A 26,746-nucleotide genomic window follows, 5' to 3' on the forward strand; every position below is an offset into this window, starting at 1 on the left:
CGTGTCGCACTACCTCTACCTCGTCCGGCACGGTGAGCACCAGGACGCCGAGCACGGCCTGCGGGACGGCAAGCTCTCCGAACGGGGCAAGCGCCAGGCGACGCTCGTGGCCGACCGGCTCGGTGGCGTGCCCTTCGACGGCGTGTACCACTCGCCGCTCGACGCCCCCAGCGAGACCGCGGCCTTCCTCGCACAGCGCCTGCCGTCGATCCAGCCGGAACCGTCCACACTGCTCTTCGACTGCATCCCCTCAGGGCCGACGCCGGACATGCCGCACGCCTACCACGGCTGGTACGGCGGCGTCACCGAAGAGGAGATCGTCGCCGGACAGGCCCAGATGGGCGACGCCGTCGCCGAGTGGTTCACACCCGCTCGTGACGACCGGCACGACCTGCTCATCACGCACAACGCCGTGATCGGGTGGTTCGTGCGCGAGGCGTTCCAGGCCCCCGAGTGGCGCTGGATGGGGACGAACGTCGCGCACACCGCACTGACCATCATCCGGATCCGGTCGGCCAAGCCGGCGGAGGTCGTCACCCTGAACGACCTGGCGCACCTGCCGGTCGAGCTCCGGACCGGTCTGCCGGTCGACCAGCCCGTCTAGCGTCGGCCGTCCGGCGCACCGGCACCGGCACCGGGCCCGTCACCGGTCGCGAGGCGCGGCTCGTCCGTGCGCACCGCCTTGCGGTACCAGGCGGTCGCGTTCGGGTTGTCGTTGAACGGTTCCACGCGCTCGTAACCGCGGCTCCGGTACATCGCACCGGCCGCGACGAGCGAGTCGTTCGTGTCGAGGACGACGCTCGTCGCGCCGAGGTCCCGCGCGGCCTGTTCGAGCGCGTCCATCACGGCGGTCGCGACGCCGCGCCCCCGCCCGTCCGGCGACACGAACACGTGCTTCACCTCGAACCGGACGTCGTCGCCGTCGTCCGCGATCCGACGCAGCCCACCGCACCCCACCGGCCGGTCGTCGTCGAGCGCGAGCACGAACGCCCCGTTCGGCGCGACGAACTCGGCTGCCGGAGTCCGCTTCCGCGTGTACCGGCCCTGTGCGCTCGGGAACGTGGCCTCGCGCTCGTCGAGGTAGGCGTCGAGCAGGGCGTCGACCTCGGGCACGTCGGCGCGGACGGACCTGACCTGGAGCGGCATGCCTCGATCCTAGGATGGACCCATGGTCACTCCCGTCGCCGTCGTCGGCGCCACCGGTCGTCTCGGGGGCCTGGTGGCCTCCGTCGTGGAGTCGCTCGACGGCTTCGAGCTCGTCGCGTCGCTGTCCTCGAAGGACACCGTGCACGAGGCACCGCCGTCGGTGTTCGGCGGCGCGGCGGTCGTGGTGGACGTCACCGTCCCGGCGCTGAGCCCCGCGATCGTCGAGCACGCCCTCGCCAGCGGCGCGAACGTCCTGGTCGGGACCTCCGGCTGGTCGCTCGACCGCCTGGCGAAGCTCCGCGCCGGACTCGAGGCACGACCCGAGCAGGGCGTGCTCGTCGTCCCGAACTTCTCGATCGGGTCGGTGCTGGCCACGCACCTCGCCACGATCGCTGCGCCGTGGTTCCCGTCGGCCGAGATCGTCGAGACGCACCACGCGGGCAAGATCGACAGCCCGTCGGGCACCGCGGTCCGCACAGCGGAGCTCATCGCGGACGCCCGGCGCGAGGTCGGCCCCGTCGACGCCCCGCACGTCGACCAGCGAGCCCGCGGACAGCAGGTCGCGAGCGTCCCGATCCACTCGCTCCGGCTGCCGGGCGTGAAGGCGGTGCAGGACGTGCTGCTGAGCGGCCCCGGCGAGACCGTGACGATCCGCCACGACACGAACGACGACGTCGCCTACGTCGCCGGTGTCCGCGCCGCCCTGTCCGCCGTGGTCGACGCACGCGGACTGACGGTCGGGCTCGGCAGCGTCCTCGGCATCGGCTGACCGTGTCGAGCCTCCTGCGGTTCCTCCGCTCGCCGTTCTGGCCAGCGGCGCTGATGACCGTGCTCCTCGCGCTCTACATCGCGCTCGTCGGGCAGCGTGCCGTGGCGTTCGTGCAGACCGGCCAGCCCATCGGCATCGGCATCGGCGTGGCGCTCTTCGTCGTCGCGGCGATCGGTGCCCTCCTGCTCGTGCTCGAGTTCCGGTTCGGCCTCCGCATCACCCGGCTCGGTGCGCGGCTCGAGCGCGAGGGCGGGACGCCCGACGACGTCGTCCCGGTCCGACCCTCGGGTCGGCCCACCCGCGAGGCCGCCGACGAACGCTTCCCGCGCTACCGGGATGCCGTCGAGGCCGACCCCGAGGACTGGCGTGGCTGGTACCGCCTCGGCGTCGTCTACGACGCCGCCGGTGACCGCAAGCGCGCACGGGCAGCGATGCGGACCGCGCTGGCGAAGGCGAGGGCGACCCGCTGAGGGACGGGAGGCCCGTGGCGGTGCCGCCCCGCGCCTCCCGTCCGCCTCGCGCCTCCGTCCGCCCACTGCTCCCTGCCCGTCCCTGCCGTCTGCCCGCCTCGCTCGGCCGCCTGCCCGTCGATGGTGCAGCAGACGTCGGGTCGCGCTCGGTGACCCGACGTCGTCTGCACCATCGACGGCACCGGCGGGTCGTCAGAAGGCAGCGTCGACCGCGTCCTCGGCGCGCTCGTACCGGAACCGGTAGCCGGCTTCCGTCAGCTTCCGCGGCACCATGCGCTGGCTGGAGAGCAGCATCTCGTCGGCGGCCTCGCGCAGCAGCGTCCGCAGGGCGAAGGCCGGCACGCTGAACAGGTGGGGGCGGTGCAGGTCCTCGGCGACGCGGCGCGTGATGCGGTTCGACACCGCGGCCTCCGGCCCGGCCAGGTTGACGGGCCCGCGCACCGCGGTGGCGTCGGGGCTCGTGGCGAGGTGCACGATCGCACCGACCTCGTCCTCGAGCGCGATCCACGGCCAGAACTGCCCGCCGGTGCCGAGCTTGCCGCCGAGACCGGCCTTCGTCAGCGGGACGAGGGGTGCCAGCGCACCGCCGCCCTGGCCGACGACGATCCCGGTGCGCAGCAGGACGACGCGGACGCCCTCGGGGGCAGCTGTCGCGGCGGCCTCCCACGCGGTGCAGACCTCCGCGAGGAAGCCCGTCCCAGCAGCTGCGTCGTCGTCGAGGACGTCGACCGGGCGGTCGCCGTAGACGCCGGACGCCGAACCCGACAGGAACAGCGCCGGGGGCGTCGCCGCGTGGCGCATCGCCTCGACGAGGGTGTCGGTGGCCTGGACGCGCGAGTCGAGGATCTGCTGCTTGTACGACCCGGTCCACGGCAGCTTGCCGATGTTCGCGCCGGCGAGGTTGATCACGACGTCGGCACCGTCGAGCACCGCGGGGTCGAGCGGTCGCGTGCCGGGGGACCAGCGGAAGTCGGTGGCGGTCCGGGGCGTGCTCCGGGTCAGCGTGGTGACGTGGTGTCCGGCCTCGCGCAGGGCACGGACGAGGGGGGTCCCGATGAAGCCGGACGCACCGGCGATCACGATCGAGAGCGGCTGGGTCGACATGACGGCCACGGTACTCACCGGGCTTCGGGCTCCGCCGTGCGGCACGTAGAGTCTCCGTGTGAGCGAGACCGTGCAGCCCGACCCCACCGTCCCCACCCCGGCAGTGCCGACTCCCTACGAGGACCTGCTGCGCCGGGTGCTCGAGGAGGGCACGCCGAAGGGCGACCGCACCGGCACCGGAACGCGCAGCATCTTCGGGGCGCAGCTGCGGTACGACCTGTCGCAGGGCTTCCCGCTGGTCACGACCAAGCGCGTGCACTTCAAGTCGGTCGCGTACGAACTGCTCTGGTTCCTCCGCGGCGACGGCAACGCCCGGTGGCTGCAGGAGCACGGCGTCCGGATCTGGAACGAGTGGGCCGACGAGGACGGTGACCTCGGACCGGTCTACGGCGTGCAGTGGCGCTCGTGGCCGACGCCGTCGGGGGAGCACGTCGACCAGATCGCCCAGGTGATCGACCAGATCCGGACGAACCCGGACTCGCGTCGGCTCATCGTGTCGGCGTGGAACGTCGCCGACGTGCCGGACATGGCGCTCGCCCCGTGCCACGCGTTCTTCCAGTTCCACGTCGTCGACGGCAAGCTGTCGTGCCAGCTGTACCAGCGGAGCGCGGACATGTTCCTCGGCGTCCCGTTCAACATCGCGTCCTACGCGCTGCTCACGCACATGATCGCCGCGCAGACGGGCCTCGAGGTCGGTGACTTCGTGTGGACCGGCGGCGACTGCCACGTGTACGACAACCACGTCGACCAGGTCCGCGAGCAGCTCTCGCGCACGGCGTACCCGTACCCGACGCTCGAGATCGCTCCCCGGAGCTCGATCGACGACTACGAGTACGAGGACTTCACGGTCGTCGGCTACGAGCACCACCCGGCGATCAAGGCCACGGTCGCCGTCTGATGGTGCACGCCAGCGACGAGCCCGCGTGGACCGAGCCGGTGCGCGGTGTCGGCATGGTGTGGGCCCGGACCGCCGCCGGCGTGATCGGTGCGGATGGCGGGATCCCGTGGCACGTGCCCGAGGACCTCGCGCACTTCCGGCAGGTCACCGGCGACGGCGTCGTCGTCATGGGCCGACGCACGTGGGACTCGCTCCCGCCGCGGTTCCGGCCGCTGCCCGGGCGTCGGAACGTCGTGTTGACCCGGGATGCCTCGTGGTCGGCGGAGGGCGCCGAGGTCGTGCACGACCTGGCGTCCGCGCTCGACACCGACGAGCCCGTGTGGGTGATCGGCGGGGGAGCGGTGTACGCCGACGCGCTGCCGTTCGCCGACCGGGTCTCGGAGACGATCGTCGACCTCGACGTACCCGGCGACACGACGGCGCCCGAGCTCGACGACGGTGCGTGGGAGCTCGTGGACGAGGGCCCGTGGCAGGAGTCCCGGGTCGAGGGCACGCGCTACCGCTTCCTGGAGTGGCGCCGCCGCGCGTAGCGCCGCGCCGCACTCCTCTGCCGGAACCAGGTTCCGGACACGACACCGCGCCTTTCCGTGGTTCCGTGTCCGGAACCTGGTTCCCCGCGCGAGGCCAGACGACGGAGCCGCGCCGCCGCCGGGCCGACCGGCCGTGGCGGACCCGAGCCGCGCCTCCCGGCCGGCTCGCGCCGTCCGCGAGCCGCGCACCGTCCGACCGGACGGCGGCTCCGGCGCGCATCCCCGGTACGCTGGTGCGCGTGTCCCAGCGTGAGAATCCCTTCGGTCAGGTCCTCGTCGCCCTCGTGACGCCGTTCACGGCCGACGGCGAGGTCGACTGGCCCGGCGTCGAGCAGCACATCGACGACTGCATCACGGCCGGCGCCGACGGCATCGTCGTCACCGGCACCACCGGTGAGACGTCCACGCTCACCGACCCGGAGAAGCTCCGCCTGGTCGAGGTCGGCAAGTCCGTCGCCGCTGGTCGCGCGAAGATCATCACCGGCGGCGGCTCGAACGAGACCGCGCACGCGATCCACCTGTACAAGCAGAGCGAGCGGGCCGGCGCGGACGGCGTGATGATCGTCACGCCCTACTACAACAAGCCGACCCAGGCGGGTGTGCTCACGCACTTCCGAATGATCGCCGACGCGACCGACCTGCCCGTGATCCTCTACGACATCCCCGGCCGGACCGGCATCCCGATCACGTACGAGACCCTCGTGCGTGCGTCGAAGCACCCGAACATCCTCGCCGTGAAGGACGCCAAGGGCGACTTCGCCGAGGTGTCCCGCGTGCTCAACAACACCGACCTCATGTACTTCTCCGGCGACGACACCAACGTGCTCCCGCACCTGTCGATCGGCGCCACCGGACTCATCGGCGTGACCGCGAACATCACCTCGACGCCGTACCGCACCATCGTCGACGCCGTGAACCGCGGCGACCTCGCGACCGCGACCGCCGAGCACAAGCGCGTCGAGCCGCTCGTCCGCGCGATCATGACGCACGTCCCCGGCACCGTCGCGGCGAAGTACGTGCTGCACGGCCTCGGCCGCATCGGCAGCCCGCGGGTCCGCCTGCCGCTCGTCGGCCCCGAGGACACCGAGGCCTACGCCATCGAGACCTCCCTCGAAGCGGTCCGGGACATCCCCGGCGCCGACTTCTCGAACTTCCGCCCGGACCGCAACGCGGCGGCCGGCGGCGCACTGCCGAAGGTGCCAGGCACCACACGTTAGGAAAGACCGCGGCGCGCCGGGTGCGCGCCGCACGACAGTCAGGACCGAATGCCCACCCAGATCTCCACACCGCAGCCGCTCGAACCCGGCACCCTCCGCGTGATCCCCGTCGGGGGTCTCGGCGAGATCGGTCGCAACATGACCGTGTACGAGTTCGACGGCAAGCTGCTCGTCGTCGACGCCGGTGTGCTCTTCCCCGAGGAGCACCAGCCCGGCGTCGACCTGATCCTGCCGGACTTCGGGCCGATCCGGGACCGCCTCGACGACGTCCTCGGTGTCGTGCTCACGCACGGGCACGAGGACCACATCGGCGCCGTGCCGTACCTGCTCAAGCTCAAGGGCGACATCCCCCTGATCGGCTCGACGCTGACCCTCGCGCTCGTCGAGGCGAAGCTCAAGGAACACCGGATCAAGCCGTACACGCTCGTCGTGCAGGAGGACCAGACCGAGCAGCTCGGCCCGTTCCACCTCGAGTTCGTCGCCGTCAACCACTCGATCCCGGACGCCCTCGCCGTCTCCATCACGACTCCCGCAGGCCGCGTGCTGCACACGGGCGACTTCAAGATGGACCAGCTCCCGCTGGACGACCGCATCACCGACCTCCGCGCGTTCGCGCGCCTGGGGGAGCAGGGTGTGGACCTGTTCCTCCCCGACTCGACGAACGCCGACGTCCCGGGCTTCACCGCGCCCGAGCGCGACATCGGACCCGTCCTCGAGAACGTCATCTCGCGTGCGCGCAAGAAGGTCGTCGTCGCGAGCTTCTCGTCCCACGTGCACCGCGTGCAGCAGGTGCTCGACGCCGCTGCCGCCACCAACCGCAAGGTCACGTTCATGGGGCGGTCGATGATCCGCAACATGAACATCGCGGCCGAGCTGGGCTACCTGCGGGTGCCGGACGACGTCCTCATCGACACGAAGAAGGCGAAGAACGTCCCGGACGACCAGATCGTCTACATGTCGACGGGGTCGCAGGGCGAGCCGATGGCCGTCCTCGCGCGCATGGCGAACCTCGAGCACCAGATCGAGATCGGTGAGGGCGACACCGTCATCCTCGCGTCGAGCCTCATCCCCGGCAACGAGAACGCGGTCTACCGGGTCATCGACGGGCTGACGAAGCTCGGCGCCAAGGTCGTGCACAAGGGCAACGCGAAGGTGCACGTCTCCGGCCACGCGAGTGCCGGCGAGCTCCTCTACTGCTACAACATCCTGCGGCCGCGGAACGTGCTGCCCGTGCACGGTGAGCACCGCCACCTGTACGCGAACGCCGACCTCGCCATCCAGACGGGCGTCCCGCCGCGGAACGTCATCCTCGGACAGGACGGCATCGTGGTCGACCTCAGGGACGGCGTCGCCACGGTCGCCGGTCAGCTCGACATCGGCTACGTCTACGTCGACGGCTCGACCGTGGGCGAGATCACCGACGCCGACCTCAAGGACCGCCGCGTCCTGGCGGAGGAGGGCTTCATCTCGATCTTCTGCGCCGTGGACTTCACGACGGGGCAGTGCGTGGTCGGGCCGGAGATCCAGTCGCGCGGCTTCGCCGAGGACGACTCCGTCTTCGACGACGTCCGCCCGCAGATCGCCAAGGCGATCGCCGAGGCCGCCGGCAACGGCACGCGCGACGCGCACGCCTTCCAGCAGGTGGTCCGCCGCACCGTGGGCCGTTGGGTGAACACCAAGCACCGCCGCCGCCCGATGATCGTCCCGGTGGTCATCGAGGCCTGAGCGAGCGTCGACCACGACGAACGGCCTGGAGGCCCGCTGCACGTCCGCAACGGACGCTGCGGCGGGCCTCCCTCGCTTTGTCCGCTGCGGGGATTAGGCTCCACCGCATGGCCGGAGGCACCAAGTCGACCACGCGCTCGCGCGCGTCCACGTCGTCCCGCGGGAGCGGGTCGCGCGGCACGTCGCGCACGCAGGCCACCACGAAGAAGCTGCCGCAGGCCGCACCGACACCGGTGTTCCGCGAGCAGAACCCGCTCGTGACCGCCTGGATGGCGATGGCGCACGGTGTCGGCGCGCTGTTCCGGCTGCTCGGCAAGGAGACCCTCGCCAAGGACGAACGGCGCGACGGATTCCCGTTCCTGCTCTTCGTGCTCGCCATCGCGGGCGGTGTCGTCGAGTGGCTCAACCCCACGAACCCCGTGTCCATCGCGCTGGACGCCTACACGTTCGGCGGCCTGTTCGGACGCCTGGCGTTCGCGCTCCCGGTGATCATGATCGTGTTCGCCGGCTGGCTCTTCCGCCACCCCGCATCGGTGCACGACAACACGCGGATCGGCATCGGCCTCGGACTGCTGCTCGTCTCGATCGCCTCGCTCTGCCACGTCTTCGGCGGCCAGCCGAGCGCCGCTGACGGCATGGTGGCCCTGGCCGCCGCCGGCGGCGTGCTCGGATGGGTCGTCATCAGCTGGCTCGTCGCGGTCGCCACCGTCTGGGTGGCGGTGCCGGTCGCGGTGCTGCTGCTCGTGCTGTCGCTGTTCATCATCACGAAGACGCCGCCGAACAAGACCGGTCGTCGGCTGCACGAGCTCTACGCGTACCTGTTCGGCGCGCCGGCGCCCGCTGCGGAGGTCGAGGCGGACGACGAGCCCGTCGCACCCGCACCGCGTGCGCGCACCTCGAAGCGACGGACGAAGGACCAGACTGACTTCCCGCTCTTCGAGGACCTCGCGTTCGACGAGGAGCGGTCCGGGCCGGCCGACGGCGACGAGGCCGAGAACACCGTCCCGTGGTGGCGCCGGAACAAGTCCGGGCGAGAAGAGGACCCCGCGTACGACAGCCCGGTCCTGCCCGCGTCGGCGACCCGCGCGACCCCGGACGCCGGAGCCGGAGCGGGTGTCCCCGCGGCGAACCCGAACGCCGGGGCCGCCGCCGGGCTCGTGGACCACACGCCGCTCGAGCCCACCTCGGTCAACCTCAACGACTCCGTCGAGCACGACGCCGTGCACGGCGAACAGGAGGTCGAGCAGGACCTCGCCGTCGCCGAGCAGGCCCTGCGCGACTTCGGGACCGCGGTGCCCGAGCAGCCGACGGCGGTCGCTCGTCCGGACGCCGGCGTCGGACCCGTCGTGTCGGCACCCGTGGCCTCGCCGGCCGCGCCCGAGACCCAGCCGGAGGGACTGCCCTCCGCCGACGCCGCGGACGAGGACCCGGCAGCGCCGTACCGGCTGCCCGCGGCGACCACCCTGAGCGCCGGTACCCCGTCGGTGGCCCGCAGCCAGGCGAACGACGACATCGTCGCCGCGATCACCGGCGTGCTCACCGAGTTCAAGGTCGACGCGAAGGTGACGGGCTTCTCGCGCGGACCGACGGTCACGCGGTACGAGATCGAGCTCGGACCGGGCGTCAAGGTCGAGCGCGTCACGGCGCTGTCGAAGAACCTGTCGTACGCGGTCGCGTCGAACGAGGTCCGGATCCTGTCGCCGATCCCGGGCAAGAGCGCGATCGGCGTCGAGATCCCGAACACCGACCGCGAGATCGTGTCCCTCGGTGACGTCCTGCGCTCCGGTGCCGCGACCAAGTCCAAGCACCCGATGACGATCGGCGTCGGCAAGGACGTCGAGGGCGGCTTCGTCGTCGCGAACCTGGCCAAGATGCCGCACCTGCTCGTCGCCGGCTCGACCGGTTCCGGCAAGTCGGTGTTCATCAACTCGATGATCACCTCGCTGCTCATGCGCGCGAAGCCGTCCGAGGTCCGCATGGTGCTCGTCGACCCGAAGCGCGTCGAGCTCTCGATCTACGCCGGGGTGCCGCACCTCATCACGCCCATCATCACGAACCCGAAGAAGGCAGCCGAGGCGCTGCAGTGGGTCGTGAAGGAGATGGACATGCGGTACGACGACCTGGCGTCGTTCGGCTTCCGCCACGTGGACGACTTCAACAAGGCCGTGCAGAACGACGAGATCGTCCTGCCGGCGGGCAGCGAGCGGAAGCTCAAGCCGTACCCGTACCTGCTCGTGGTCGTCGACGAGCTCGCGGACCTCATGCTCGTCGCCCCGCGCGACGTCGAGGAGTCGATCGTCCGCATCACCCAGCTCGCCCGCGCCGCCGGCATCCACCTCGTGCTCGCGACCCAGCGGCCGTCGGTCGACGTCATCACCGGGCTCATCAAGGCGAACGTGCCGTCCCGTGTGGCCTTCGCGGTGACGAGCGTCACCGACTCGCGCGTCATCCTCGACCAGCCGGGCGCCGACAAGCTCATCGGGCAGGGCGACGGGCTCTTCCTGCCGATGGGATCGTCGAAGGCCGTGCGTGTGCAGGGCGCCTGGGTGCAGGAGAGCGAGGTCGCCGAGGTCGTCGCGCACGTCACCCGGCAGGCCCGGCCGGAGTACCGCCAGGACGTGCAGGCCGTGGTCGAGCGCAAGGAGATCGACGCCGACATCGGTGACGACCTCGAGCTCCTGCTGGCGGCGGTCGAGCAGGTCGTGTCGACGCAGTTCGGGTCGACCTCGATGCTGCAGCGCAAGCTCCGGGTCGGGTTCGCCAAGGCCGGCCGGCTCATGGACCTCATGGAGTCCCGCGACATCGTCGGCCCGTCCGAGGGGTCGAAGGCCCGCGACGTCCTCGTCACGCCCGACCAGCTGCCAGGGGTGCTCGCGAAGCTCCGCGGCGAGGACCCACCGGCTCCGGCTGCCGGGCCCACCCCGACCCAGCCCGGAGGTCCGGCGCCGGTCGCCGGAGCGGGCTCGGCCCCGGCGAACGGTGCGGCAGCCGCAGCGGCCGCCGGTGCCGACGACGGGGACGACGACCGCTACGGGCAGGACCCGGTGGCGGAGATGACCCGCGGGTACCCTGAGGTCGAGGACGACGGAGCGGACGAGGACGCATGGGGACTGACGGGCAGGGAGTGAGCGCATGACCAGCTCGGACACGACCCACGGGGCGCGGTTCCCGTGGCGCGGGCGGCTGCTCCGCAAGGGTGAGGGACCGGCGTCGACCGCGAACGTCGCGAACATCATCACCGTGGTGCGCATCCTCATGGCGCCGCTGTTCTTCGTCATGCTGCTGGCCGACGGCGGGCAGGACACGTCGCTGCGTGTCTGGGCCGCGGTCGTCTTCGTCGTGGCGATCGTCACCGACAGCGCCGACGGCATCATCGCCCGACGGCAGAACCTGGTCACCGACTTCGGCAAGCTCGTCGACCCGATCGCCGACAAGGTGCTCATCGGCGGCGCCCTCGTCGCGCTCTCGATCCTCGGCGAGCTGCCCTGGATCGTCACCGTCCTGATCATGGTGCGCGAGATCGGCATCACCGTGTTCCGCTTCGCGGTGCTGTCCGACCGGGTGATCCCCGCGAGCCGCGGCGGCAAGATCAAGACGGTGCTGCAGGCCGTCGCGATCACGCTCGCGCTGTTCCCGTGGTGGGAGGTCGTCGGCAACCTCGCGCACTGGGTGAACGGCATCCTGATGACGGCGGCCCTGGCTGCGACCGTCCTCAGCGGGGTCGACTACCTGTGGCAGGCATGGAAGCACAACCGCACCACGGCGTGACGCAGGTCGACGGACGGACCGGACCCGTGCCTCCCGACCGTCGGGACGTCTCGACGGTCGCGGCGCGACTGGTCGCGGACCTGACCGCGCGGGGGGAGACCGTCGCGGTCGCGGAGTCGCTGACCGGTGGTCTCGTCGTCGCGACGCTCGTCGGGGTCCCCGGCGCGAGTGCCGTCGTCCGCGGCGGCGTCGTGGCGTACGCGACGCCGGTGAAGGCCTCGGTACTCGGGGTCGACGCCGACCTGCTCGCGACGCGGGGCGCCGTCGACCCGGAGGTCGCGCGGCAGATGGCGTCGGGCGTCCGCGCAGCGCTCGCGGTGGACGGGGAGCTCGCGACGTGGGGCATCAGCACGACGGGTGTCGCCGGCCCGGACCCGCAGGACGGCAAGCCCGTCGGCACGGTCTTCGTCGGCATCGCATCCGGGGAACGCGTCGAGGCGGTCGAACTGCACCTCGAGGGTGATCGCGAGGCAATCCGCCTGGCCACGGTCTCCGAACTCCTGGCACGGATGTCGACCGGGATCCGCAGCGGGGAATAGGCCCTGTTGCCACTGGGTTACATCCCACGCAATCTCCAGCAGTACGGCAGCCAGCATGGTTAGCATGCTGCGAACGGCAACGCTACTGTTGCTGAACCCGACCCCGGTCACCTGGACCTGGCGGGCGCGGAGACGACAGAGAGGAGGAGTCCACATGGTTCTCGTTCGTCAGGAGATCGGCGACGTGCTTCGGGACTTCCGCTTGCAGAAGGGCCGGACCCTCCGTCAGGTCGCGTCCAAGGCCAGCGTTGCTCTCGGCTACCTCAGCGAGGTCGAGCGCGGTCAGAAGGAAGCCAGCTCGGAGATCCTCGCCTCGGTCGCGGATGCACTCGACACCCCGATCTCGACCATCATGCGCGAGGTCGGAGACCGTCTCGCGGTCGTCGAGGGACTGACCCCGGTTCCGGACACGCTGCCCGACGACCTCGTAGCCGAGTTCGACAACGACCTCGCGGTGCGCTGACGCACCCGACCCCACGCACGCCCTCGCCGGTCCGCCGGCGGGGGCGTTCGTCGTTCCTCGGGCGGCGGCCACGCCCTGCCGGGGGAGGTCGTCGTCGGTAGGCTGGGCCGATGCGGGTGAGTGAGTTCTGGCGAGCGGTCGACCAGGTGTTCGGCGAGGCGTACGGCGCCGTGGTGTCCCGCGACGTCGTGCTCGAGGAGCTCGGTGGGCGCTCCGCCGCGGACGCGCTCGACGCGGGCATCGACGCCCGTCGGGTGTGGGAGGCGCTGTGCGACTCGCAGGACGTCCCGCTCGACAAGCGTCACGGCAAGGGGCTCGCGGAGCCGCGCGACTGAGGACCGGAACCGCGACGAGGACGAGGCGGAGTCGAGCGCGTCGAGGTCCGAAACTCTGTTCGGCGTGTTGCTCGAACGCGTGTTCGATCGGTGCTAGGTTCCTGCACATCGGCGCTGTCCGGATCCTCCGTCCACAGACCGCGCGGTCACCAGCAGCGATGTCGGTGGCCCGCCCTAGGTTCGGAGGCATCGGGAACAGCCCGAAGCCTTGTCGCCGAAGCCCCTGCCCTGCAGCACCGGCCGGGTGGACGCGACAGCCTACAGGCGGCCGCATCGAGCACGAAGGAGCACCACCATGCCATCACCGGCAGACCGCGAGAAGGCCCTCGAGACCGCACTCGCCCAGATCGACAGGCAGTTCGGCAAGGGCACGGTCATGCGCCTCGGCTCCGACGAGCGCGCTCCCGTCGCCACCATCCCGACCGGTTCGGTCGCACTCGACGTCGCGCTCGGCATCGGCGGGCTCCCGCGCGGCCGCATCATCGAGATCTACGGCCCGGAGTCGTCGGGTAAGACGACCCTGACACTGCACGCCATCGCCAACGCCCAGCGGGCCGGCGGCATCGCGGCGTTCATCGATGCAGAGCACGCGCTCGACCCCGAGTACGCCAAGAAGCTCGGTGTGGACATCGACGCCCTGCTCGTGTCGCAGCCCGACACCGGTGAGCAGGCGCTCGAGATCGCCGACATGCTCGTGCGCTCGGGCTCGATCGACCTGATCGTGGTCGACTCGGTCGCAGCGCTGGTGCCCCGTGCCGAGATCGAGGGCGAGATGGGTGACTCGCACGTGGGTCTCCAGGCACGCCTCATGTCCCAGGCGCTGCGCAAGCTCGCCGGTGGGCTGAACCAGACCCAGACCACGATGATCTTCATCAACCAGCTGCGCGAGAAGATCGGTGTGTTCTTCGGCAGCCCGGAGACCACCGCGGGCGGTAAGGCGCTGAAGTTCTACGCGTCGGTCCGACTCGACATCCGCCGCATCGAGACGCTCAAGAGCGGCACGGACGCCGTCGGCAACCGCACCCGCGTCAAGGTCGTGAAGAACAAGATGGCGCCGCCCTTCAAGCAGGCCGAGTTCGACATCCTGTACGGCACGGGCATCTCGCGAGAGGGCTCGCTGCTCGACTTCGGTGTCGACCACGGCATCGTCAAGAAGTCGGGCGCCTGGTACACCTACGACGGTGACCAGCTCGGGCAGGGCAAGGAGAACTCGCGTTCCTTCCTGATCCAGAACCCGGACACCGCGGCCGAGATCGAGGGCAAGATCCTCGCCAAGCTCGGCGTCGGCGGTGCGAAGGCCGACGCCCCCGTCGACTCGATCGCGCCGAAGCTCGCGGAGCGCAAGGGCGCGTGACCGACGCACACGACCACGACGAGGGCCTCGCACCGGTCACCGACCTGTTCGGTGCGCGGTCCCGTCGTGGTCGGCCCGCACAGGCGGCCGAGACCGGATCCGGGGCCGGGGCTACCGAGCGCCGGGCGACGCCTCCTCACCAGGACACCGCCGGCCACCGTGTCCCCGGACAGGACGGCGCCGGCGTTCCCGGGCAGGACGCCGACGACGGAGCCCGACCGCAGCTCGATGCCGTCGGTGCCCAGGACGACGAGACCGGGGACGCGTCCGACGTGCTGCCCCTGCGCGGACAACGCGCCCAGGCCGAGTGGCTGTCGCCGGTCGTCGGGGACGGGACCGGCCGGACCGCGCGGGCCGAGCAGCGCGGGTACGACGGTGAACAAGCGGAGGCCACGAGCGCCTCGGTGTTCGCGATCGGCACCGGCGACGAGATCGACGCAGCCGATGCGCCGCGCCCGCTCGACGAGCAACGTGCCGATGCCGAGCGTGTCAGCATGCGCGCGCTCGGTCGCAAGGGCGTCAGTGAGTCCGAGATGCGGAAGCTCCTGCTCGGGCAGGACCTCGACGCCGACGTCGTCGAGCACGAGGTCGCTCGTCTGACGCGGGTCGGGCTCCTCGACGACGTCGCACTCGCGACGGACCTGGTCGACCGACTGCACGAACGCAAGGGACTCGGGCGGCAGGGTGTCGTGACGGAGCTCCGTCGGCGCGGGATCGACCAGGCTGCGATCGACGCCGCGCTCGAAGCGGCGGCGGACGACGCGGACGACGAGTTCGTCCGCGCGATCGAGCTCGCCGAGAAGCGCGCTCGACAGCTCCGGGGCCTCGACCGGGAGACCGCCGAGCGTCGGCTCAGCGGCTTCCTGATGCGCAAGGGGTACGGCTCCGGCGTGGTCCGCGTGGCGGTCCAGCGCGCGCTGGACGGCTCGCCGCGCCGCTCGCCGTCGGGCGGCGGGACCGTGCGCTTCGAGTAGCGCCCGGCGGGGTCCGACGGCCGCCGTCCGACCCACGCCGACGGGGCCGTGGAGCGTCCGCCGTCCGACCTACACTGGGACGATCATGGCCACCGTCGAAGTCCGCCCCCGCACCTACGAGGTCCGCACCCACGGGTGCCAGATGAACGTCCACGACTCGGAACGCCTGAGCGGTTCGCTCCAGGCCGCCGGGTACGTCGCGGCGGACGGCGAGCAGGCGGACGTCGTCGTCATCAACACGTGTGCTGTGCGCGAGAACGCAGACAACCGCCTCTACGGCAACCTCGGGCAGCTCGCCGGCATCAAGCGTGAGCACCCGGGCATGCAGATCGCGGTCGGTGGCTGCCTGGCGCAGAAGGACAAGAACGTCATCCTCGAGAAGGCACCGTGGGTGGACGTCGTGTTCGGCACGCACAACATGGGGTCGCTCCCGACGCTGCTCGAGCGTGCGCGACACAACGACGAGGCGCAGATCGAGATCCTCGAGGCGCTGGACGTCTTCCCCTCGACGCTGCCCACGAAGCGCGACTCGACCCACAGCGGCTGGGTGTCGATCTCCGTCGGGTGCAACAACACCTGCACGTTCTGCATCGTGCCGTCCCTCCGGGGCAAGGAGAAGGACCGCCGCCCCGGCGACGTCCTCGCCGAGATCCAGGCCCTCGTGGACGACGGTGCGATCGAGGTCACACTGCTCGGTCAGAACGTCAACTCGTACGGCGTCGAGTTCGGCGACCGGCAGGCGTTCGGCAAGCTCCTGCGGGCGGCGGGGGAGATCGACGGACTCGAGCGCGTGCGCTTCACGAGCCCGCACCCGGCCGCGTTCACGGACGACGTCATCGACGCGATGGCCGAGACGCCGAACGTCATGCCGCAGCTGCACATGCCGCTGCAGTCCGGTTCCGACCGGGTGCTCAAGGCGATGCGCCGGAGCTACCGCAGTGAGCGGTTCCTCGGGATCCTCGACCGGGTGCGCGCGAAGATCCCGCACGCGGCCATCTCGACCGACATCATCGTCGGCTTCCCGGGGGAGACCGACGAGGACTTCGAGGACACGCTGCGGGTCGTCGAGCAGTCGCGCTTCGCGTCGGCCTTCACGTTCCAGTACTCGATCCGGCCGGGCACCCCCGCAGCGACGATGCCCGACCAGCTGCCGAAGGCGGTCGTGCAGGAGCGCTACGACCGGCTCATCGCGTTGCAGGACCGGATCACGGCCGAGGAGCACGCGAAGCAGGTCGGTCGCAGTGTCGAGGTGCTGGTCGCCACCGGCGAGGGCAAGAAGGACGAGTCCACCCACCGCCTGTCGGGCCGCGCCGAGGACTCCAGGCTCGTGCACTTCGCCGTGCCGCTCGGCTCCGACGTGCCCCGACCCGGGGACGTCGTCACAGTCGAGGTCACGCGGGCGGCACCGCACTTCCTGATCGCCGACAACACGGGTCCGCTGCGCATCCGTCGCACCCGCGCGGGTGACGCGTGGGACCGTGCCCAGGCCGAGAGCTGCGGCGTGCCGACCCCGACCGCGCCGGGGGCCGGGCCGCGTCCGGTCTCGCTCGGGTTGCCGAGCCTCCGTGTCGGACGCTGACGCACCGGCCGCGGTCGACCTGATCGCCGTCGTCGGGGCGACCGGCACCGGCAAGTCCGAGGTCGCGCTGTCCGTCGCCGAACGGCTCCGGGCGTCCGGTCGCCCGGCGGAGGTCGTCAACGCCGACGCGATGCAGCTGTACCGCGGCATGGACATCGGCACGGCGAAGCTGTCACTGGACGAACGACGGGGCATCCCGCACCACCAGCTCGACGTGCTCGACGTCACCGACGAGGCGAGCGTCGCCGCCTACCAGCGCGGTGCACGGGCCGACGTCGAGCGCATCACGAGCGACGGCGGCACGGCGGTGCTCGTCGGCGGTAGCGGTCTCTACGTGTCCGCCGTGCTGTTCGACCTGGCGTTCCCCGGGACGGACCCGGAGCTGCGCGCCGAGCTGGAGCGCGAGCACGCCGAGCAGGGGCCGGAAGCGCTCCTCGCGCGCCTGCGCGCCCTGGACCCGGCGGCCGCAGCCGACGTCGACGCGCGCAACCCTCGACGGCTCATCCGCGCCGTCGAGATCGCGAGCCGGTCCGAGGTCGTGACCCCGCGCCTCCCGTCCGCCCCAGCCGTGTGGCGGCCCGCTCGCGTGCTCCACCTGCACCGGGACCGGAGCGAACTCGTGGGATCACTGCACGACCGCGCTGCGCGCATGTTCCGGAGTGGACTGGTCGACGAGGTGGACGCGCTCCGTGCCGAGGGCCTCGAGCACGGGCGGACCGCCCGCGCGGCGATCGGCTACTCCCAGGCGCTCGACGTCCTGCACGGGCGAGCCACCGAGGCGGAGGCGGTCGAGGCCACGGCGATCGCCACCAGGAAGTACGCCAGGCGCCAGGTGTCGTGGTTCAAGCGGTACGAGGCCGAGGTCCTCGACGTCAGCGGCACGGACGTCGCCGGGCTGCAGGCGGTGGCCCGTAGGATCGTGCCGTGACCGAGCTGCACTTCACGAAGGGCCAGGGGACGGGCAACGACTTCGTCCTGTTCGCCGACCCCGATGCGACGGTCGACCTGACCCCGGAACGCATCCGCGCGATCGCGGACCGGCGCTTCGGCGTGGGTGCGGACGGCGTGATCCGCGCCGTGCGGTCGGACGCGATCCCCGAGGGCCGGCCGCTCGTGGCGATCGAACCCGCCGCGACGTGGTTCATGGACTACCACAACGCCGACGGATCGGTCGCGGAGATGTGCGGCAACGGCATCCGGGTGTTCGCGCGGTACCTGACCGAGTCGGGGCTCGTCGACCTCGCACCCGGCGAGACGCTGACGGTCGGCAGCCGCAAGGGGTTGGTCGACGTGCAGCGCACCACGAACGGCTTCTCGGCGGACCTCGGGCGCTGGGGCCTCGGCATCGAGGGCGGCGGCGCGAACGACGTGACCGTGCGCGCGAAGGAGCTCGACGGCGCCCGCCCCGGGATCGGGATCGACGTCGGCAACCCGCACGTGGTGGTCGCGGTCGCGACCGAGGACGAGCTCGCCGAGGTCGACCTGACCTACGTCCCGGTGCTCGAGCCGGCACCCGCGGCGGGTGCGAACGTCGAGTTCGTGCTGCCCGGCGACCCGCTCGTCAAGGACGGCGTCGGTGAGATCACGATGCGCGTGCACGAGCGGGGGAGCGGCGAGACGCTGTCCTGCGGGACCGGCGCCGTGGCCGCCGCCCTCGCGACGCGGTACTGGGCCGGCCCGTCGGCGCCGGACACCTGGCGTGTCCGGGTGCCCGGCGGTGTCGTCACCGTCCGGATGTTCGCGGCGGAGGACGGGGAGCACGTCGCCCTGGCGGGGCCGGCGGAGCTGGTGTTCTCGGGCGACCTGACGGTCTGACGTCCGCCGGGGACCTGACGGTCTGACGTCCCTGGGACCTGACGGTCTGACGTCCCTGGGACCTGACGGTCTGGCCGCTACTCGGCCGTCCGGTGCACCCGGATGACGCGGAACCCCTTGTCCGTCGTCGCGCGCGACACCTGGAACCCGGCGTCGAGCGTGTCGCGCAGCCACCGCTGCAGGGAGTCCCCACCGAGGTCCTTCGACACCACCAGCCACGCATCGCCGTCGACCTCGAGCCGCGGGAGCCAGGTCAGCAGGATCGCGTGCAGTTCGTCCTTGCCGACGCGGATGGGCGGGTTGGACCAGATGGTCCGGAAGCGCAGGTCGGCCGGCACGTCGTCCGGCAGCGCCACCGTGACGTTCGCGGCTCCGGCCGCGGCGGCGTTGGCGCGGGCGAGCCCGAGCACGCGCTCGTTGACGTCGACACCCCACACGCTGGCGTCGGGGGACTCCAGCGCCATGGTGATCGCGATCGGCCCCCACCCGCACCCGACGTCGAGCAGCGCGCCCTCGGTGGCCGGCGGCGGGACCGAGCCGAGCAGCACCCGTGTGCCGCGGTCGACGCCGTCGGGGCTGAACACCCCGGCCGCGGTGGTGAGGGTGAGCGGGCGACCGGCGAGCGTGACGTGCACCTGGCGCTCGCGGACCTCCGACGACGGACTGGCCGAGAAGTAGTGGTCGTTCGCCATGGAAGAACCGTACCGGGGACCCCGTGTGTCCCGGGCGTGGCGGCGGTACCCTGTGGAGAAGATGACGGAAACCACCATGAACGACGGACGACCCGACGACAGCGCCGAAGGTGTCGTGGAACGCGTCCTCCGCAACGCCGAGACGAAGGCGTCCTCCGCGATCTTCGCCCCCGCCCAGGCCATCCAGACCCGATCGGTCGACGAGCACGGTTGGTCCGGTGACGGCGACCAGTACGAGCGCGAGGACCGCGCTGCCCTGCGCCGCGTCACCGGTCTCTCCACGGAACTCGAGGACGTCACCGAGGTCGAGTACCGGCAGCTCCGGCTCGAGCAGGTCGTCCTGATCGGCGTGTACCCGCAGGGCGACGCCCAGGACGCCGAGAACTCCCTCCGCGAGCTCGCGGCCCTGGCGGAGACCGCCGGCGCCGTGGTGCTCGACGGACTCCTGCAGCGCCGCCCGAACCCCGACCCCTCGACCTACCTCGGCAAGGGCAAGGCCGAGGAGCTCGCGATGGTCGTGAAGGCCACCGGCGCCGACACCGTGATCGCCGACACGGAGCTCGCGCCCTCGCAGCGCCGTGCCCTCGAGGACGTGGTCAAGGTCAAGGTGATCGACCGGACGGCCGTGATCCTCGACATCTTCAGCCAGCACGCCAAGAGCCGCGAGGGCAAGGCACAGGTCGAACTCGCCCAGCTCGAGTACCTCCTGCCGCGCCTGCGTGGTTGGGGTGAGTCGATGTCCCGCCAGGCCGGTGGTCAGGTGTCGGGCGGTGCGGGCATGGGTTCGCGTGGCCCCGGTGAGACGAAGATCGAGCTCGACCGCCGACGCATCCACACCCGGATGTCGAAGCTCCGTCGACAGATCGCCGGCTTCCGCCCCGCGCGTGAGGCGAAGCGCGCCGACCGGCACCGCAACGAGGTGCCGAGCGTCGCGATCGCCGGCTACACCAACGCCGGCAAGTCGTCGCTGCTGAACCGCCTGACGAGCGCCGGCGTGCTGGTGCAGAACCAGCTGTTCGCGACGCTCGACGCCACCGTCCGACGGACCGAGAGCGCGAAGGGTCGCGAATTCACGTTCGTCGACACCGTCGGGTTCGTGCGCAACCTGCCGCACCAGCTCGTCGAGGCGTTCCGCTCCACGCTCGAGGAGGTCGGCGAGGCCGATGTCATCGTGCACGTCGTCGACGGCTCGCACCCGGACCCGGCAGCGCAGCTCGCCACGGTCCGTGACGTGATCGGCGACGTCGGCGCCCGCGACATCCCGGAGGTGGTCGCCTTCAACAAGGCGGACCTGATCGACGAGTCGCAGCGCCTCGTGCTCGTCGGACTCGTGCCGGACGCGGTCTTCGTCTCCGCCCGCACGGGCGAGGGCGTCGCCGAGCTCCTCGCTGCGATCGAGGACCGGCTGCCCGAACCGGACGTCGAGCTCACCCTCGTCATCCCGTACGACCGCGGTGACCTGGTGTCCTCCCTGCACGACGCGGGCGCGGTCGAGTCGACGGACTACGTCGAGGACGGCACGCGCCTGCGGGTGCGGGTCTTCCAGCGACAGGTCGCCGAGCTCGACCCGTACGTGGTCGCGCCGGTGGCGGCCGGCTAGTCGCACAGGCCGTCGCGTCCGGCGTCGGCCGGGAGGCACGGCGCAGCGCCGCCACGCCCGTCCGTCCGGCTCGGTCCGCCCCACGCGGCCCACTCGGAACCGGGTTCCGGACACGGCACCGAGGAACGCCGCGGTGTGGTGTCCGGAACCTGGTTCCGCGCTGATCGTTGCGCCGGAGCGTCTGCGAGCCGGAGCCGCGGTCAGACGGAGCGGAGCACCGCCACGACCTTGCCGAGGACGGTCGCGGCGTCGCCCAGGATCGGTTCGAACGCCGAGTTCCGGGGGAGCAGCCAGGTGTGGCCGTCGCGCTGGCGAAAGACCTTCACGGTCGCTTCCTCGTCGAGCATGGCCGCGACGATGTCCCCGTTGTCGGCGGTCTGCTGGGAACGGACGACCACCCAGTCGCCGTCGCAGATCGCGGCGTCGATCATGGACTCGCCCACGACCTTGAGCATGAAGAGGTCGCCCGTGCCGACGAGCTGCCGGGGGAGCGGCACGATCTCGTCGACGTGCTGCTCGGCGGTGATCGGGACGCCGGCGGCGATGCGGCCGACGAGCGGGACGAGGGTCGTGGCGTCGACGTCCGGTGTCTGCACGTCGGGCGTCGGCTCGTCGACCAGGACCTCGAGCGCGCGAGGGCGGTTCGGGTCGCGGCGGATCCACCCGCCGAGCTCGAGCTGCCCGAGCTGGTGGGAGACGCTCGACAGCGACGAGAGCCCGGCCGCATCGCCGATCTCGCGCATGCTCGGCGGGTAGCCCCGGCTGGCGATGGACGCGCGGATCGCGTCGAGGATCGCCTGCTGCTTCGCCGTCAACGGCTTCTGGACCCGCAGTTCGTCCGCCACGTCGTCTCGCCCTTCGTCGTCGCCGGGATGCCGGGCAGGAATGTCAGTGGTCCCCGCTTGACTCGTCCCAGTCGGTCGAAACAGTATCCGACCGCTCCGCGCCGGACAAACACCTGTTCGAGCGTGTCGTCAAGAAATCCCGCAGGAATCCGCTCAAGGGACTTGTGCGGGCTCGCATTCGAAACTATGTTCGGTACACGACTTCGGTTCCTCCGGACGGGAAGGCAAGAACGACATGAGCACCATCGCCATCGCTGACCACCAGCGCTCCGCGACGCCAGCGGTCCGGACGCGCTTGCGCATCACGCGTCGCGGCCGCATCGTCCTCACGACGCTCGTCGCCCTCCCGCTCTTCCTGGTCGTCGCACTGTCCGTGCTGAACGGCGGGCAGGCCTCGGCCGGCGACTCGTCACGTGCGGGCGCGCCGGTCCACTTCGAAACGGTGACGATCGAGCCGGGCGAGACCCTCTGGCAACTGGCGGAGGAGACCGCGCCCCAGGCCGACCCGCGTGACTTCGTGCAGGACGTGGTGAGCCTCAACGCCCTCGACGGCTCCACGCTGCAGGCGGGCGAGCAGATCGCGATCCCGGTGAAGTACACCTCCGGGCGCTGACCCGGCGGGTGAGCCACGGGTCGCGGGCTCCGGCCACCGTCCGGACGGCCGGTCTCCGTGGACCTGGCGCGGCCTACGATGGATCGGTGGCCACCACGCTCGAAGACCTCCCGATCCGCGACGACCTCCGCGGGCAGAGCCCGTACGGCGCTCCGCAGAAGCACGTACGCGTGCAGCTCAACGTCAACGAGAACACGCATCCCGTGCCCGAGGACGTCGCCGAGGACATCGTTGCGTCGATCCGGCAGGCCCTGACGACCGTCAACCGCTACCCGGACCGAGAGTTCACCGAGCTGCGGCGGTCACTCGCTGCGTACCTCAACGGTGAGCTCTCGACGGGGGAGCAGCTTCCGTCGGAGCAGCGCCTGACGCCCGACCAGCTCTGGGCCGCGAACGGGTCGAACGAGGTACTGCAGCAACTCCTGCAGGCCTTCGGCGGTCCCGGTCGCTCGGTCCTGGGCTTCCCGCCCACCTACTCGATGCACTCGATCCTGGCTGCCGGCACCGGCACGCGCTGGATCCCGGCGCAGCGTGACGACGAGTACCGCATCGCCCCGGAGACGGTGGTCGCCGCGATCCGCGAGCACCAGCCGGACATCGTCTTCCTCTGCGGCCCGAACAACCCCACGGGCACCCCGCTCGACGTCGACACGATCCGCGCGGCGTACGACGCGACCGACGGCATCGTGATGGTGGACGAGGCCTACGCGGAGTTCATGCCCGAGGATGCCCCGAGCGCCATCACCCTGCTGCCGGGCCGCCCTCGTCTCGTCGTCTCCCGCACGATGAGCAAGGCGTTCGCCTTCGCGGGCGCGCGCGTCGGCTACCTCGCGGCCGACCCCGCGGTCGTCGATGCGCTGCGGCTCGTCCGCCTGCCCTACCACCTGTCCGCGCTCACCCAGGCCGCTGCGATCGCCGCCCTCCGGCACGCTCCGGCGATGCTCGCGATGGTCGACGACATCAAGCAGCAGCGCGACCGGATGGTCGCCGAGCTCGCAGCGATGGGGTACCGCACGTACGAGACGTGGTCGAACTTCGTGCTCTTCGGCGGGGTCGCGGACCCGCGGGCCGCGTTCGAGGCCCTGCTCGAGCAGGACGTCATCGTGCGCGACCTCGGCATCCCGAACCACCTCCGGGTGAGCGCGGGCACCGAGGAGGAGACGACCGCCTTCCTCGACGCGATGCGCCGCGTGGCCGCCGTGCAGCCGCCGGTTAGGCTTGACGCATGACCGCCCGTACCGCCTCGATCAGCCGGAGCACGAGCGAGTCGAGCATCGAGCTGTCGCTCGACCTGGACGGCACCGGATCGTCCGACGTCTCGACGAGCGTGCCCTTCTTCGACCACATGCTGACGGCGTTCAGCAAGCACTCGCTCATCGACCTGCGGGTGCGCTCGACGGGCGACACCGACATCGACGTGCACCACACGGTCGAGGACACCGGGATCGTGCTCGGGCAGGCGCTGAAGCAGGCCCTCGGGGACCGTGCGGGAATCGGTCGCTACGGCGACGCCCTCGTCCCCCTCGACGAGGCCCTCGCGCAGGCCGTGGTCGACGTGTCGGGCCGCCCGTTCCTCGTGCACTCAGGCGAGCCGGACGGCTTCGAGTTCCACCGCATCGGCGGACACTTCACCGGGTCGATGGTCCGCCACGTGTTCGAGGCGATCACGTTCAACGCCGGCATCACCGTGCACGTCCGCGTGCTCGGCGGCCGCGACCCCCACCACATCGCCGAGGCCGAGTTCAAGGCCTTCGCCCGTGCGATGCGCCGCGCCGTCGAGCTCGACCCGCGCGTCGACGGGATCCCGTCCACGAAGGGCAAGCTGTGACCGCCAAGCCGAACGTCGTCGTCCTCGACTACGGATCGGGGAACGTCCACTCGGCGGCCAAGGCGCTCGAACGCGCCGGTGCCGACGTGACGCTGACCGCCGACAAGCAGGCTGCACTGCGCGCGGACGGGCTGCTCGTCCCCGGTGTGGGTGCCTTCGCGGCCGTCGTCGACCAGCTCGAGGGGGTGCGCGGCGGCGAGATCGTCGACCACCGCCTCGCGGGCGGTCGCCCGGTGCTCGGCATCTGCGTGGGCATGCAGGTGATGTTCGCGCGCGGGGTGGAGCGGGGCGCCGACGTCGAGGGACTCGGTCAGTGGCCGGGCACCGTCGAGGAGATCCAGGCCGAGGTCCTGCCGCACATGGGCTGGAACCGGGTCGAGGCGCCAGAGGACTCGGTGCTCTTCGACGGCCTGCACGACGAGCGGTTCTACTTCGTGCACTCCTACGGTGTGACGGACTTCCCGCTCGACGCGTACGGCCCGTTCCGCGCGCCGCGTCTGACGTGGGCGGAACACGGGCAGCGGTTCGTCGCCGCGGTCGAGAACGGCCCGCTGACCGCCACGCAGTTCCACCCCGAGAAGTCCGGGGAGCCGGGCATCCGGCTGCTCCGGAACTGGGTCGACTCGCTCTGACGGGCGATGACCGACGACCTGCAGACGCAGCCGGCGACCGACGTCCGGCGGCCGGAGCCGCGACCGACAGCCGGCACCGCGACCGACAGCCGGCACCGGGGGCGGCAGCCGGCACCGCGACCGACAGCCGGCACCGCGGTCGGCAGCCGGCACCGCGACCGACGTGACCGGCCCGCCTGACCGAGGCCGTGCCTCCCGGCCGCTCCCCACCACCCGCGCGACCCGACCAGCGACAGGACCGACAGCACCATGACCGACCTCACCGCCACCCCGCCCCTCGTCCTGCTGCCGGCCGTCGACGTCGTCGACGGCCAGGCCGTCCGCCTCACCCAGGGCGAGGCCGGCAGCGAGACCTCCTACGGCGACCCGGTCGCCGCCGCGCGCACGTGGCGCGACCAGGGCGCCGAGTGGATCCACCTCGTCGACCTGGACGCCGCGTTCGGACGGGGCGACAACCGTCGCGTGATCGCCAAGGCGATCCGCGAGGTCGAGGGCGTCTCGGTCGAGCTGTCCGGCGGCATCCGCGACGACGCCTCGCTCGAAGCCGCGCTCGCGACGGGTGCTGCCCGCGTCAACCTCGGCACGGCCGCGCTCGAGAAGCCCGAGTGGGCCGCCCGCGTCATCGGCGAGTACGGCGAGCAGATCGCCGTGGGGCTCGACGTCCGCGGCACCACGCTGGCCAGCCGCGGCTGGACGGAGGACGCCGGTGACCTGTGGGAGGTGCTGGACCGCCTCGAGGCCGCCGGGTGCGCCCGCTACGTCGTGACCGACGTGACGAAGGACGGCACGCTGCAGGGGCCGAACGTCGAGCTCCTCCGCGAGGTCTGCGACCGTACCGACCAGCCCGTCGTGGCCTCTGGCGGGATCTCGACGCTCGACGACCTCCGCGCGCTGCGCGAGCTCGTGCCGCACGGGCTCGAGGGCGCGATCATCGGCAAGGCCCTGTACTCCGGCGCGTTCACGCTGCCGGCCGCCCTCGACATCGCGTCGGAGTAGCCGCCGTGGCGGGCATCTCGAACGGCCGAGGGACCGGGCCCGAGGCCGCCGCGCCCGGCGCGACCGACGACGCCCACACGCCCGGCGGGGCCGCTGACTCGGCCGGCAACCCCTGGGCGGGGCGGACCTTCGACGCGCACGACGACGCCTACGCCGACGACGACGGCCTCGCCGACCCGGCACTGGTCTCGGCGATCACGGCGCTGCAGCAGGGCGGCTCCCAGCGGGCGGTCGTCGACGCGCTGCGTGGCGCGCGGCTCCTCGTCCCGCTCGTCGCCGAGGCGGGAGACGTCGGTCACACCGAGGACGGCCGTCTGGTCGACAAGACCCAGGAGCTGTCGATCGTCACGGTCGCCGGACCCGACGGTCGCAGCGTGATGCCGGCGTTCACGTCGGCCGAGGCGATGCGCTCGTGGGACGCCACCGCCCGACCGGTGCCCGCGGACGCGCGCCGGGTGGCGATGGCGGCGGCGAGCGAGGAGACCCAGCTCGTCGTCCTCGACCCGACCGCGCCGACGGAGTTCGTGCTCCGACGGCCGGCGGTCTGGGCGATCGGGCAGGACCTGCCGTGGACACCGTGCTTCGAGGACCCCGAGGTCGCGCAGGCGTTCGCGGGCTCCGTCGCCGACGAGCCCGCGATCGCGCGGGTCGAGTTGTCGCCGGGCGACCCGCTCGGACGGTTCGCCGGTGCGGAGCTCACCGTCGGACTGGCGCTGCACCCCGGTCTCGACCATGCGGACGTCCAGGCCCTGGTCGGGCGGCTCCAGCAGCGGTGGACGGCCGACGCCGTCGTCGCGGAGCGGGTGGACAGCATGCGGGTGGCGCTGCGTCCGGCGTGACCGAACGGGCGGTCG

At 71.7% G+C, this 26,746-nt stretch carries 28 protein-coding genes; 24 read left to right on the plus strand and 4 right to left on the minus strand.

Annotated elements, in window-relative coordinates; all coding sequences use genetic code 11:
- The first annotated feature begins 1 nt into the window (after window position 1).
- Window positions 2-604 (plus strand): histidine phosphatase family protein, encoded by a 603-nt coding sequence (locus tag QUG93_RS12425; protein WP_289474322.1) that lies wholly within the window; start codon window positions 2-4, stop codon window positions 602-604.
- On the opposite strand, the gene QUG93_RS12430 is transcribed toward QUG93_RS12425, so the two are convergent.
- Complete coding sequence (locus QUG93_RS12430) at window positions 601-1,146, minus strand: GNAT family N-acetyltransferase (RefSeq protein WP_289474324.1); 546 nt, start codon at window positions 1,144-1,146, stop codon at window positions 601-603. The genes QUG93_RS12425 and QUG93_RS12430 overlap by 4 nt on opposite strands.
- 22 nt (window positions 1,147-1,168) lie before the next feature.
- On the opposite strand from QUG93_RS12430, the gene dapB reads away from it, so the two are divergent.
- Both dapB and QUG93_RS12440 read left to right on the plus strand, forming a co-directional pair.
- The gene (dapB, locus tag QUG93_RS12435) at window positions 1,169-1,915 is read left to right on the plus strand and encodes a 4-hydroxy-tetrahydrodipicolinate reductase (RefSeq protein WP_289474327.1); all 747 of its coding nucleotides are present in this window, start codon (window positions 1,169-1,171) and stop codon (window positions 1,913-1,915) included.
- A 2-nt stretch (window positions 1,916-1,917) separates the two neighbouring features.
- Entirely contained in the window at window positions 1,918-2,385 is a 468-nt protein-coding gene (locus tag QUG93_RS12440) for a tetratricopeptide repeat protein (RefSeq protein WP_434533113.1), read from the plus strand.
- A gap of 192 nt (window positions 2,386-2,577) precedes the next feature.
- Here the strand turns inward: QUG93_RS12440 and QUG93_RS12445 are convergent, their stop codons facing one another.
- Complete coding sequence (locus QUG93_RS12445; RefSeq protein WP_289474329.1) at window positions 2,578-3,489, minus strand: TIGR01777 family oxidoreductase; 912 nt, start codon at window positions 3,487-3,489, stop codon at window positions 2,578-2,580.
- A 58-nt stretch (window positions 3,490-3,547) separates the two neighbouring features.
- Between QUG93_RS12445 and QUG93_RS12450 the strand changes: the two genes are divergently transcribed.
- The 14 genes from QUG93_RS12450 (at window position 3,548) to dapF (ending at window position 18,686) form a co-directional block, all read left to right on the plus strand.
- The gene (locus QUG93_RS12450; protein ID WP_289474331.1) at window positions 3,548-4,387 is read left to right on the plus strand and encodes a thymidylate synthase; all 840 of its coding nucleotides are present in this window, start codon (window positions 3,548-3,550) and stop codon (window positions 4,385-4,387) included.
- Complete coding sequence (locus QUG93_RS12455) at window positions 4,387-4,917, plus strand: dihydrofolate reductase (protein ID WP_289474332.1); 531 nt, start codon at window positions 4,387-4,389, stop codon at window positions 4,915-4,917. The genes QUG93_RS12450 and QUG93_RS12455 overlap by 1 nt, the downstream gene beginning before the upstream one ends.
- Before the next feature lie 239 nt (window positions 4,918-5,156).
- Window positions 5,157-6,134, plus strand: coding sequence for a 4-hydroxy-tetrahydrodipicolinate synthase (dapA, locus tag QUG93_RS12460; RefSeq protein WP_182047077.1), 978 nt, complete (start codon window positions 5,157-5,159; stop codon window positions 6,132-6,134).
- A 48-nt stretch (window positions 6,135-6,182) separates the two neighbouring features.
- Window positions 6,183-7,859 carry a ribonuclease J gene (locus QUG93_RS12465; protein ID WP_289474335.1) on the plus strand — a complete coding sequence of 559 codons (1,677 nt, stop codon included), beginning with the start codon at window positions 6,183-6,185 and terminating at the stop codon, window positions 7,857-7,859.
- A gap of 107 nt (window positions 7,860-7,966) precedes the next feature.
- Window positions 7,967-10,987 carry an FtsK/SpoIIIE family DNA translocase gene (locus QUG93_RS12470; protein ID WP_289474337.1) on the plus strand — a complete coding sequence of 1,007 codons (3,021 nt, stop codon included), beginning with the start codon at window positions 7,967-7,969 and terminating at the stop codon, window positions 10,985-10,987.
- A 4-nt stretch (window positions 10,988-10,991) separates the two neighbouring features.
- Entirely contained in the window at window positions 10,992-11,627 is a 636-nt protein-coding gene (gene pgsA / locus QUG93_RS12475) for a CDP-diacylglycerol--glycerol-3-phosphate 3-phosphatidyltransferase (RefSeq protein ID WP_289474339.1), read from the plus strand.
- Window positions 11,600-12,166: a CinA family protein gene (locus QUG93_RS12480; RefSeq protein ID WP_289474341.1), complete on the plus strand. Its 567-nt coding sequence runs from the start codon at window positions 11,600-11,602 to the stop codon at window positions 12,164-12,166. Before pgsA ends, QUG93_RS12480 begins: the two co-directional genes overlap by 28 nt.
- Before the next feature lie 154 nt (window positions 12,167-12,320).
- Entirely contained in the window at window positions 12,321-12,629 is a 309-nt protein-coding gene (locus QUG93_RS12485) for a helix-turn-helix domain-containing protein (protein WP_058742950.1), read from the plus strand.
- A gap of 110 nt (window positions 12,630-12,739) precedes the next feature.
- Window positions 12,740-12,964 (plus strand): DUF3046 domain-containing protein, encoded by a 225-nt coding sequence (locus QUG93_RS12490; protein WP_209686053.1) that lies wholly within the window; start codon window positions 12,740-12,742, stop codon window positions 12,962-12,964.
- A 295-nt stretch (window positions 12,965-13,259) separates the two neighbouring features.
- Window positions 13,260-14,318 (plus strand): recombinase RecA, encoded by a 1,059-nt coding sequence (gene recA, locus QUG93_RS12495; RefSeq protein ID WP_289474345.1) that lies wholly within the window; start codon window positions 13,260-13,262, stop codon window positions 14,316-14,318.
- The gene (locus QUG93_RS12500) at window positions 14,315-15,292 is read left to right on the plus strand and encodes a RecX family transcriptional regulator (RefSeq protein ID WP_289474347.1); all 978 of its coding nucleotides are present in this window, start codon (window positions 14,315-14,317) and stop codon (window positions 15,290-15,292) included. Before recA ends, QUG93_RS12500 begins: the two co-directional genes overlap by 4 nt.
- Window positions 15,293-15,377: 85 nt before the next feature.
- Window positions 15,378-16,871: a tRNA (N6-isopentenyl adenosine(37)-C2)-methylthiotransferase MiaB gene (gene miaB / locus QUG93_RS12505; protein WP_289474349.1), complete on the plus strand. Its 1,494-nt coding sequence runs from the start codon at window positions 15,378-15,380 to the stop codon at window positions 16,869-16,871.
- On the plus strand, window positions 16,858-17,799 hold the full coding sequence (gene miaA, locus QUG93_RS12510) for a tRNA (adenosine(37)-N6)-dimethylallyltransferase MiaA (RefSeq protein WP_289474351.1): 942 nt from the start codon (window positions 16,858-16,860) through the stop codon (window positions 17,797-17,799). Before miaB ends, miaA begins: the two co-directional genes overlap by 14 nt.
- Window positions 17,796-18,686: a diaminopimelate epimerase gene (dapF, locus tag QUG93_RS12515; protein WP_289474353.1), complete on the plus strand. Its 891-nt coding sequence runs from the start codon at window positions 17,796-17,798 to the stop codon at window positions 18,684-18,686. Before miaA ends, dapF begins: the two co-directional genes overlap by 4 nt.
- A 77-nt stretch (window positions 18,687-18,763) precedes the next feature.
- On the opposite strand, the gene QUG93_RS12520 is transcribed toward dapF, so the two are convergent.
- A complete protein-coding gene (locus tag QUG93_RS12520) occupies window positions 18,764-19,378 on the minus strand; it encodes a class I SAM-dependent methyltransferase (RefSeq protein WP_289474355.1) in 615 nt (204 codons plus the stop codon).
- Window positions 19,379-19,439: 61 nt separating this feature from the next.
- On the opposite strand from QUG93_RS12520, the gene hflX reads away from it, so the two are divergent.
- Window positions 19,440-20,978 (plus strand): GTPase HflX, encoded by a 1,539-nt coding sequence (hflX, locus tag QUG93_RS12525; RefSeq protein WP_289474357.1) that lies wholly within the window; start codon window positions 19,440-19,442, stop codon window positions 20,976-20,978.
- 200 nt (window positions 20,979-21,178) lie between these two features.
- Here hflX and lexA read toward each other — a convergent pair whose 3' ends face one another.
- The gene (lexA, locus tag QUG93_RS12530; RefSeq protein ID WP_289474359.1) at window positions 21,179-21,823 is read right to left on the minus strand and encodes a transcriptional repressor LexA; all 645 of its coding nucleotides are present in this window, start codon (window positions 21,821-21,823) and stop codon (window positions 21,179-21,181) included.
- Window positions 21,824-22,058: 235 nt separating this feature from the next.
- Here lexA and QUG93_RS12535 point away from each other — a divergent pair, with 235 nt between their 5' ends.
- The 6 genes from QUG93_RS12535 to QUG93_RS12560 all read left to right on the plus strand — a co-directional run bounded on the left by QUG93_RS12535 (window position 22,059) and on the right by QUG93_RS12560 (window position 26,731).
- Window positions 22,059-22,436, plus strand: coding sequence for a LysM peptidoglycan-binding domain-containing protein (locus QUG93_RS12535; protein WP_289474361.1), 378 nt, complete (start codon window positions 22,059-22,061; stop codon window positions 22,434-22,436).
- Between the two features lie 86 nt (window positions 22,437-22,522).
- Window positions 22,523-23,665 (plus strand): histidinol-phosphate transaminase, encoded by a 1,143-nt coding sequence (locus tag QUG93_RS12540; protein WP_289474363.1) that lies wholly within the window; start codon window positions 22,523-22,525, stop codon window positions 23,663-23,665.
- On the plus strand, window positions 23,662-24,264 hold the full coding sequence (hisB, locus tag QUG93_RS12545) for an imidazoleglycerol-phosphate dehydratase HisB (RefSeq protein ID WP_289474365.1): 603 nt from the start codon (window positions 23,662-23,664) through the stop codon (window positions 24,262-24,264). Before QUG93_RS12540 ends, hisB begins: the two co-directional genes overlap by 4 nt.
- Window positions 24,261-24,896, plus strand: coding sequence for an imidazole glycerol phosphate synthase subunit HisH (hisH, locus tag QUG93_RS12550; protein WP_289474367.1), 636 nt, complete (start codon window positions 24,261-24,263; stop codon window positions 24,894-24,896). The genes hisB and hisH overlap by 4 nt, the downstream gene beginning before the upstream one ends.
- Before the next feature lie 249 nt (window positions 24,897-25,145).
- Window positions 25,146-25,892, plus strand: a complete 747-nt coding sequence (gene priA, locus QUG93_RS12555; RefSeq protein ID WP_289474369.1) for a bifunctional 1-(5-phosphoribosyl)-5-((5-phosphoribosylamino)methylideneamino)imidazole-4-carboxamide isomerase/phosphoribosylanthranilate isomerase PriA — start codon at window positions 25,146-25,148, stop codon at window positions 25,890-25,892.
- 5 nt (window positions 25,893-25,897) lie between these two features.
- Window positions 25,898-26,731, plus strand: coding sequence for an SseB family protein (locus QUG93_RS12560; RefSeq protein WP_289474371.1), 834 nt, complete (start codon window positions 25,898-25,900; stop codon window positions 26,729-26,731).
- Window positions 26,732-26,746: the final 15 nt, after the last annotated feature.

Origin of the sequence: Curtobacterium caseinilyticum, from assembly GCF_030363035.1 — a bacterium.
In the GTDB taxonomy this organism is placed as follows: Bacteria; Actinomycetota; Actinomycetes; order Actinomycetales; family Microbacteriaceae; genus Curtobacterium; species Curtobacterium caseinilyticum.

What these genes read in the sequence shown, in the direction of transcription:
- QUG93_RS12430 (WP_289474324.1), bottom strand. Translation starts at nt 1,146, where the DNA reads ATGCCGCTCCAGGTCAGGTCCGTCCGCGCCGACGTGCCCGAGGTCGAC.
- dapB (WP_289474327.1), top strand. Translation starts at nt 1,169, where the DNA reads ATGGTCACTCCCGTCGCCGTCGTCGGCGCCACCGGTCGTCTCGGGGGC.
- QUG93_RS12445 (WP_289474329.1), bottom strand. Translation starts at nt 3,489, where the DNA reads ATGTCGACCCAGCCGCTCTCGATCGTGATCGCCGGTGCGTCCGGCTTC.
- QUG93_RS12455 (WP_289474332.1), top strand. Translation starts at nt 4,387, where the DNA reads ATGGTGCACGCCAGCGACGAGCCCGCGTGGACCGAGCCGGTGCGCGGT.
- QUG93_RS12465 (WP_289474335.1), top strand. Translation starts at nt 6,183, where the DNA reads ATGCCCACCCAGATCTCCACACCGCAGCCGCTCGAACCCGGCACCCTC.
- QUG93_RS12470 (WP_289474337.1), top strand. Translation starts at nt 7,967, where the DNA reads ATGGCCGGAGGCACCAAGTCGACCACGCGCTCGCGCGCGTCCACGTCG.
- pgsA (WP_289474339.1), top strand. Translation starts at nt 10,992, where the DNA reads ATGACCAGCTCGGACACGACCCACGGGGCGCGGTTCCCGTGGCGCGGG.
- QUG93_RS12480 (WP_289474341.1), top strand. Translation starts at nt 11,600, where the DNA reads ATGGAAGCACAACCGCACCACGGCGTGACGCAGGTCGACGGACGGACC.
- QUG93_RS12485 (WP_058742950.1), top strand. Translation starts at nt 12,321, where the DNA reads ATGGTTCTCGTTCGTCAGGAGATCGGCGACGTGCTTCGGGACTTCCGC.
- QUG93_RS12490 (WP_209686053.1), top strand. Translation starts at nt 12,740, where the DNA reads ATGCGGGTGAGTGAGTTCTGGCGAGCGGTCGACCAGGTGTTCGGCGAG.
- recA (WP_289474345.1), top strand. Translation starts at nt 13,260, where the DNA reads ATGCCATCACCGGCAGACCGCGAGAAGGCCCTCGAGACCGCACTCGCC.
- miaB (WP_289474349.1), top strand. Translation starts at nt 15,378, where the DNA reads ATGGCCACCGTCGAAGTCCGCCCCCGCACCTACGAGGTCCGCACCCAC.
- QUG93_RS12520 (WP_289474355.1), bottom strand. Translation starts at nt 19,378, where the DNA reads ATGGCGAACGACCACTACTTCTCGGCCAGTCCGTCGTCGGAGGTCCGC.
- hflX (WP_289474357.1), top strand. Translation starts at nt 19,440, where the DNA reads ATGACGGAAACCACCATGAACGACGGACGACCCGACGACAGCGCCGAA.
- QUG93_RS12535 (WP_289474361.1), top strand. Translation starts at nt 22,059, where the DNA reads ATGAGCACCATCGCCATCGCTGACCACCAGCGCTCCGCGACGCCAGCG.
- hisB (WP_289474365.1), top strand. Translation starts at nt 23,662, where the DNA reads ATGACCGCCCGTACCGCCTCGATCAGCCGGAGCACGAGCGAGTCGAGC.
- priA (WP_289474369.1), top strand. Translation starts at nt 25,146, where the DNA reads ATGACCGACCTCACCGCCACCCCGCCCCTCGTCCTGCTGCCGGCCGTC.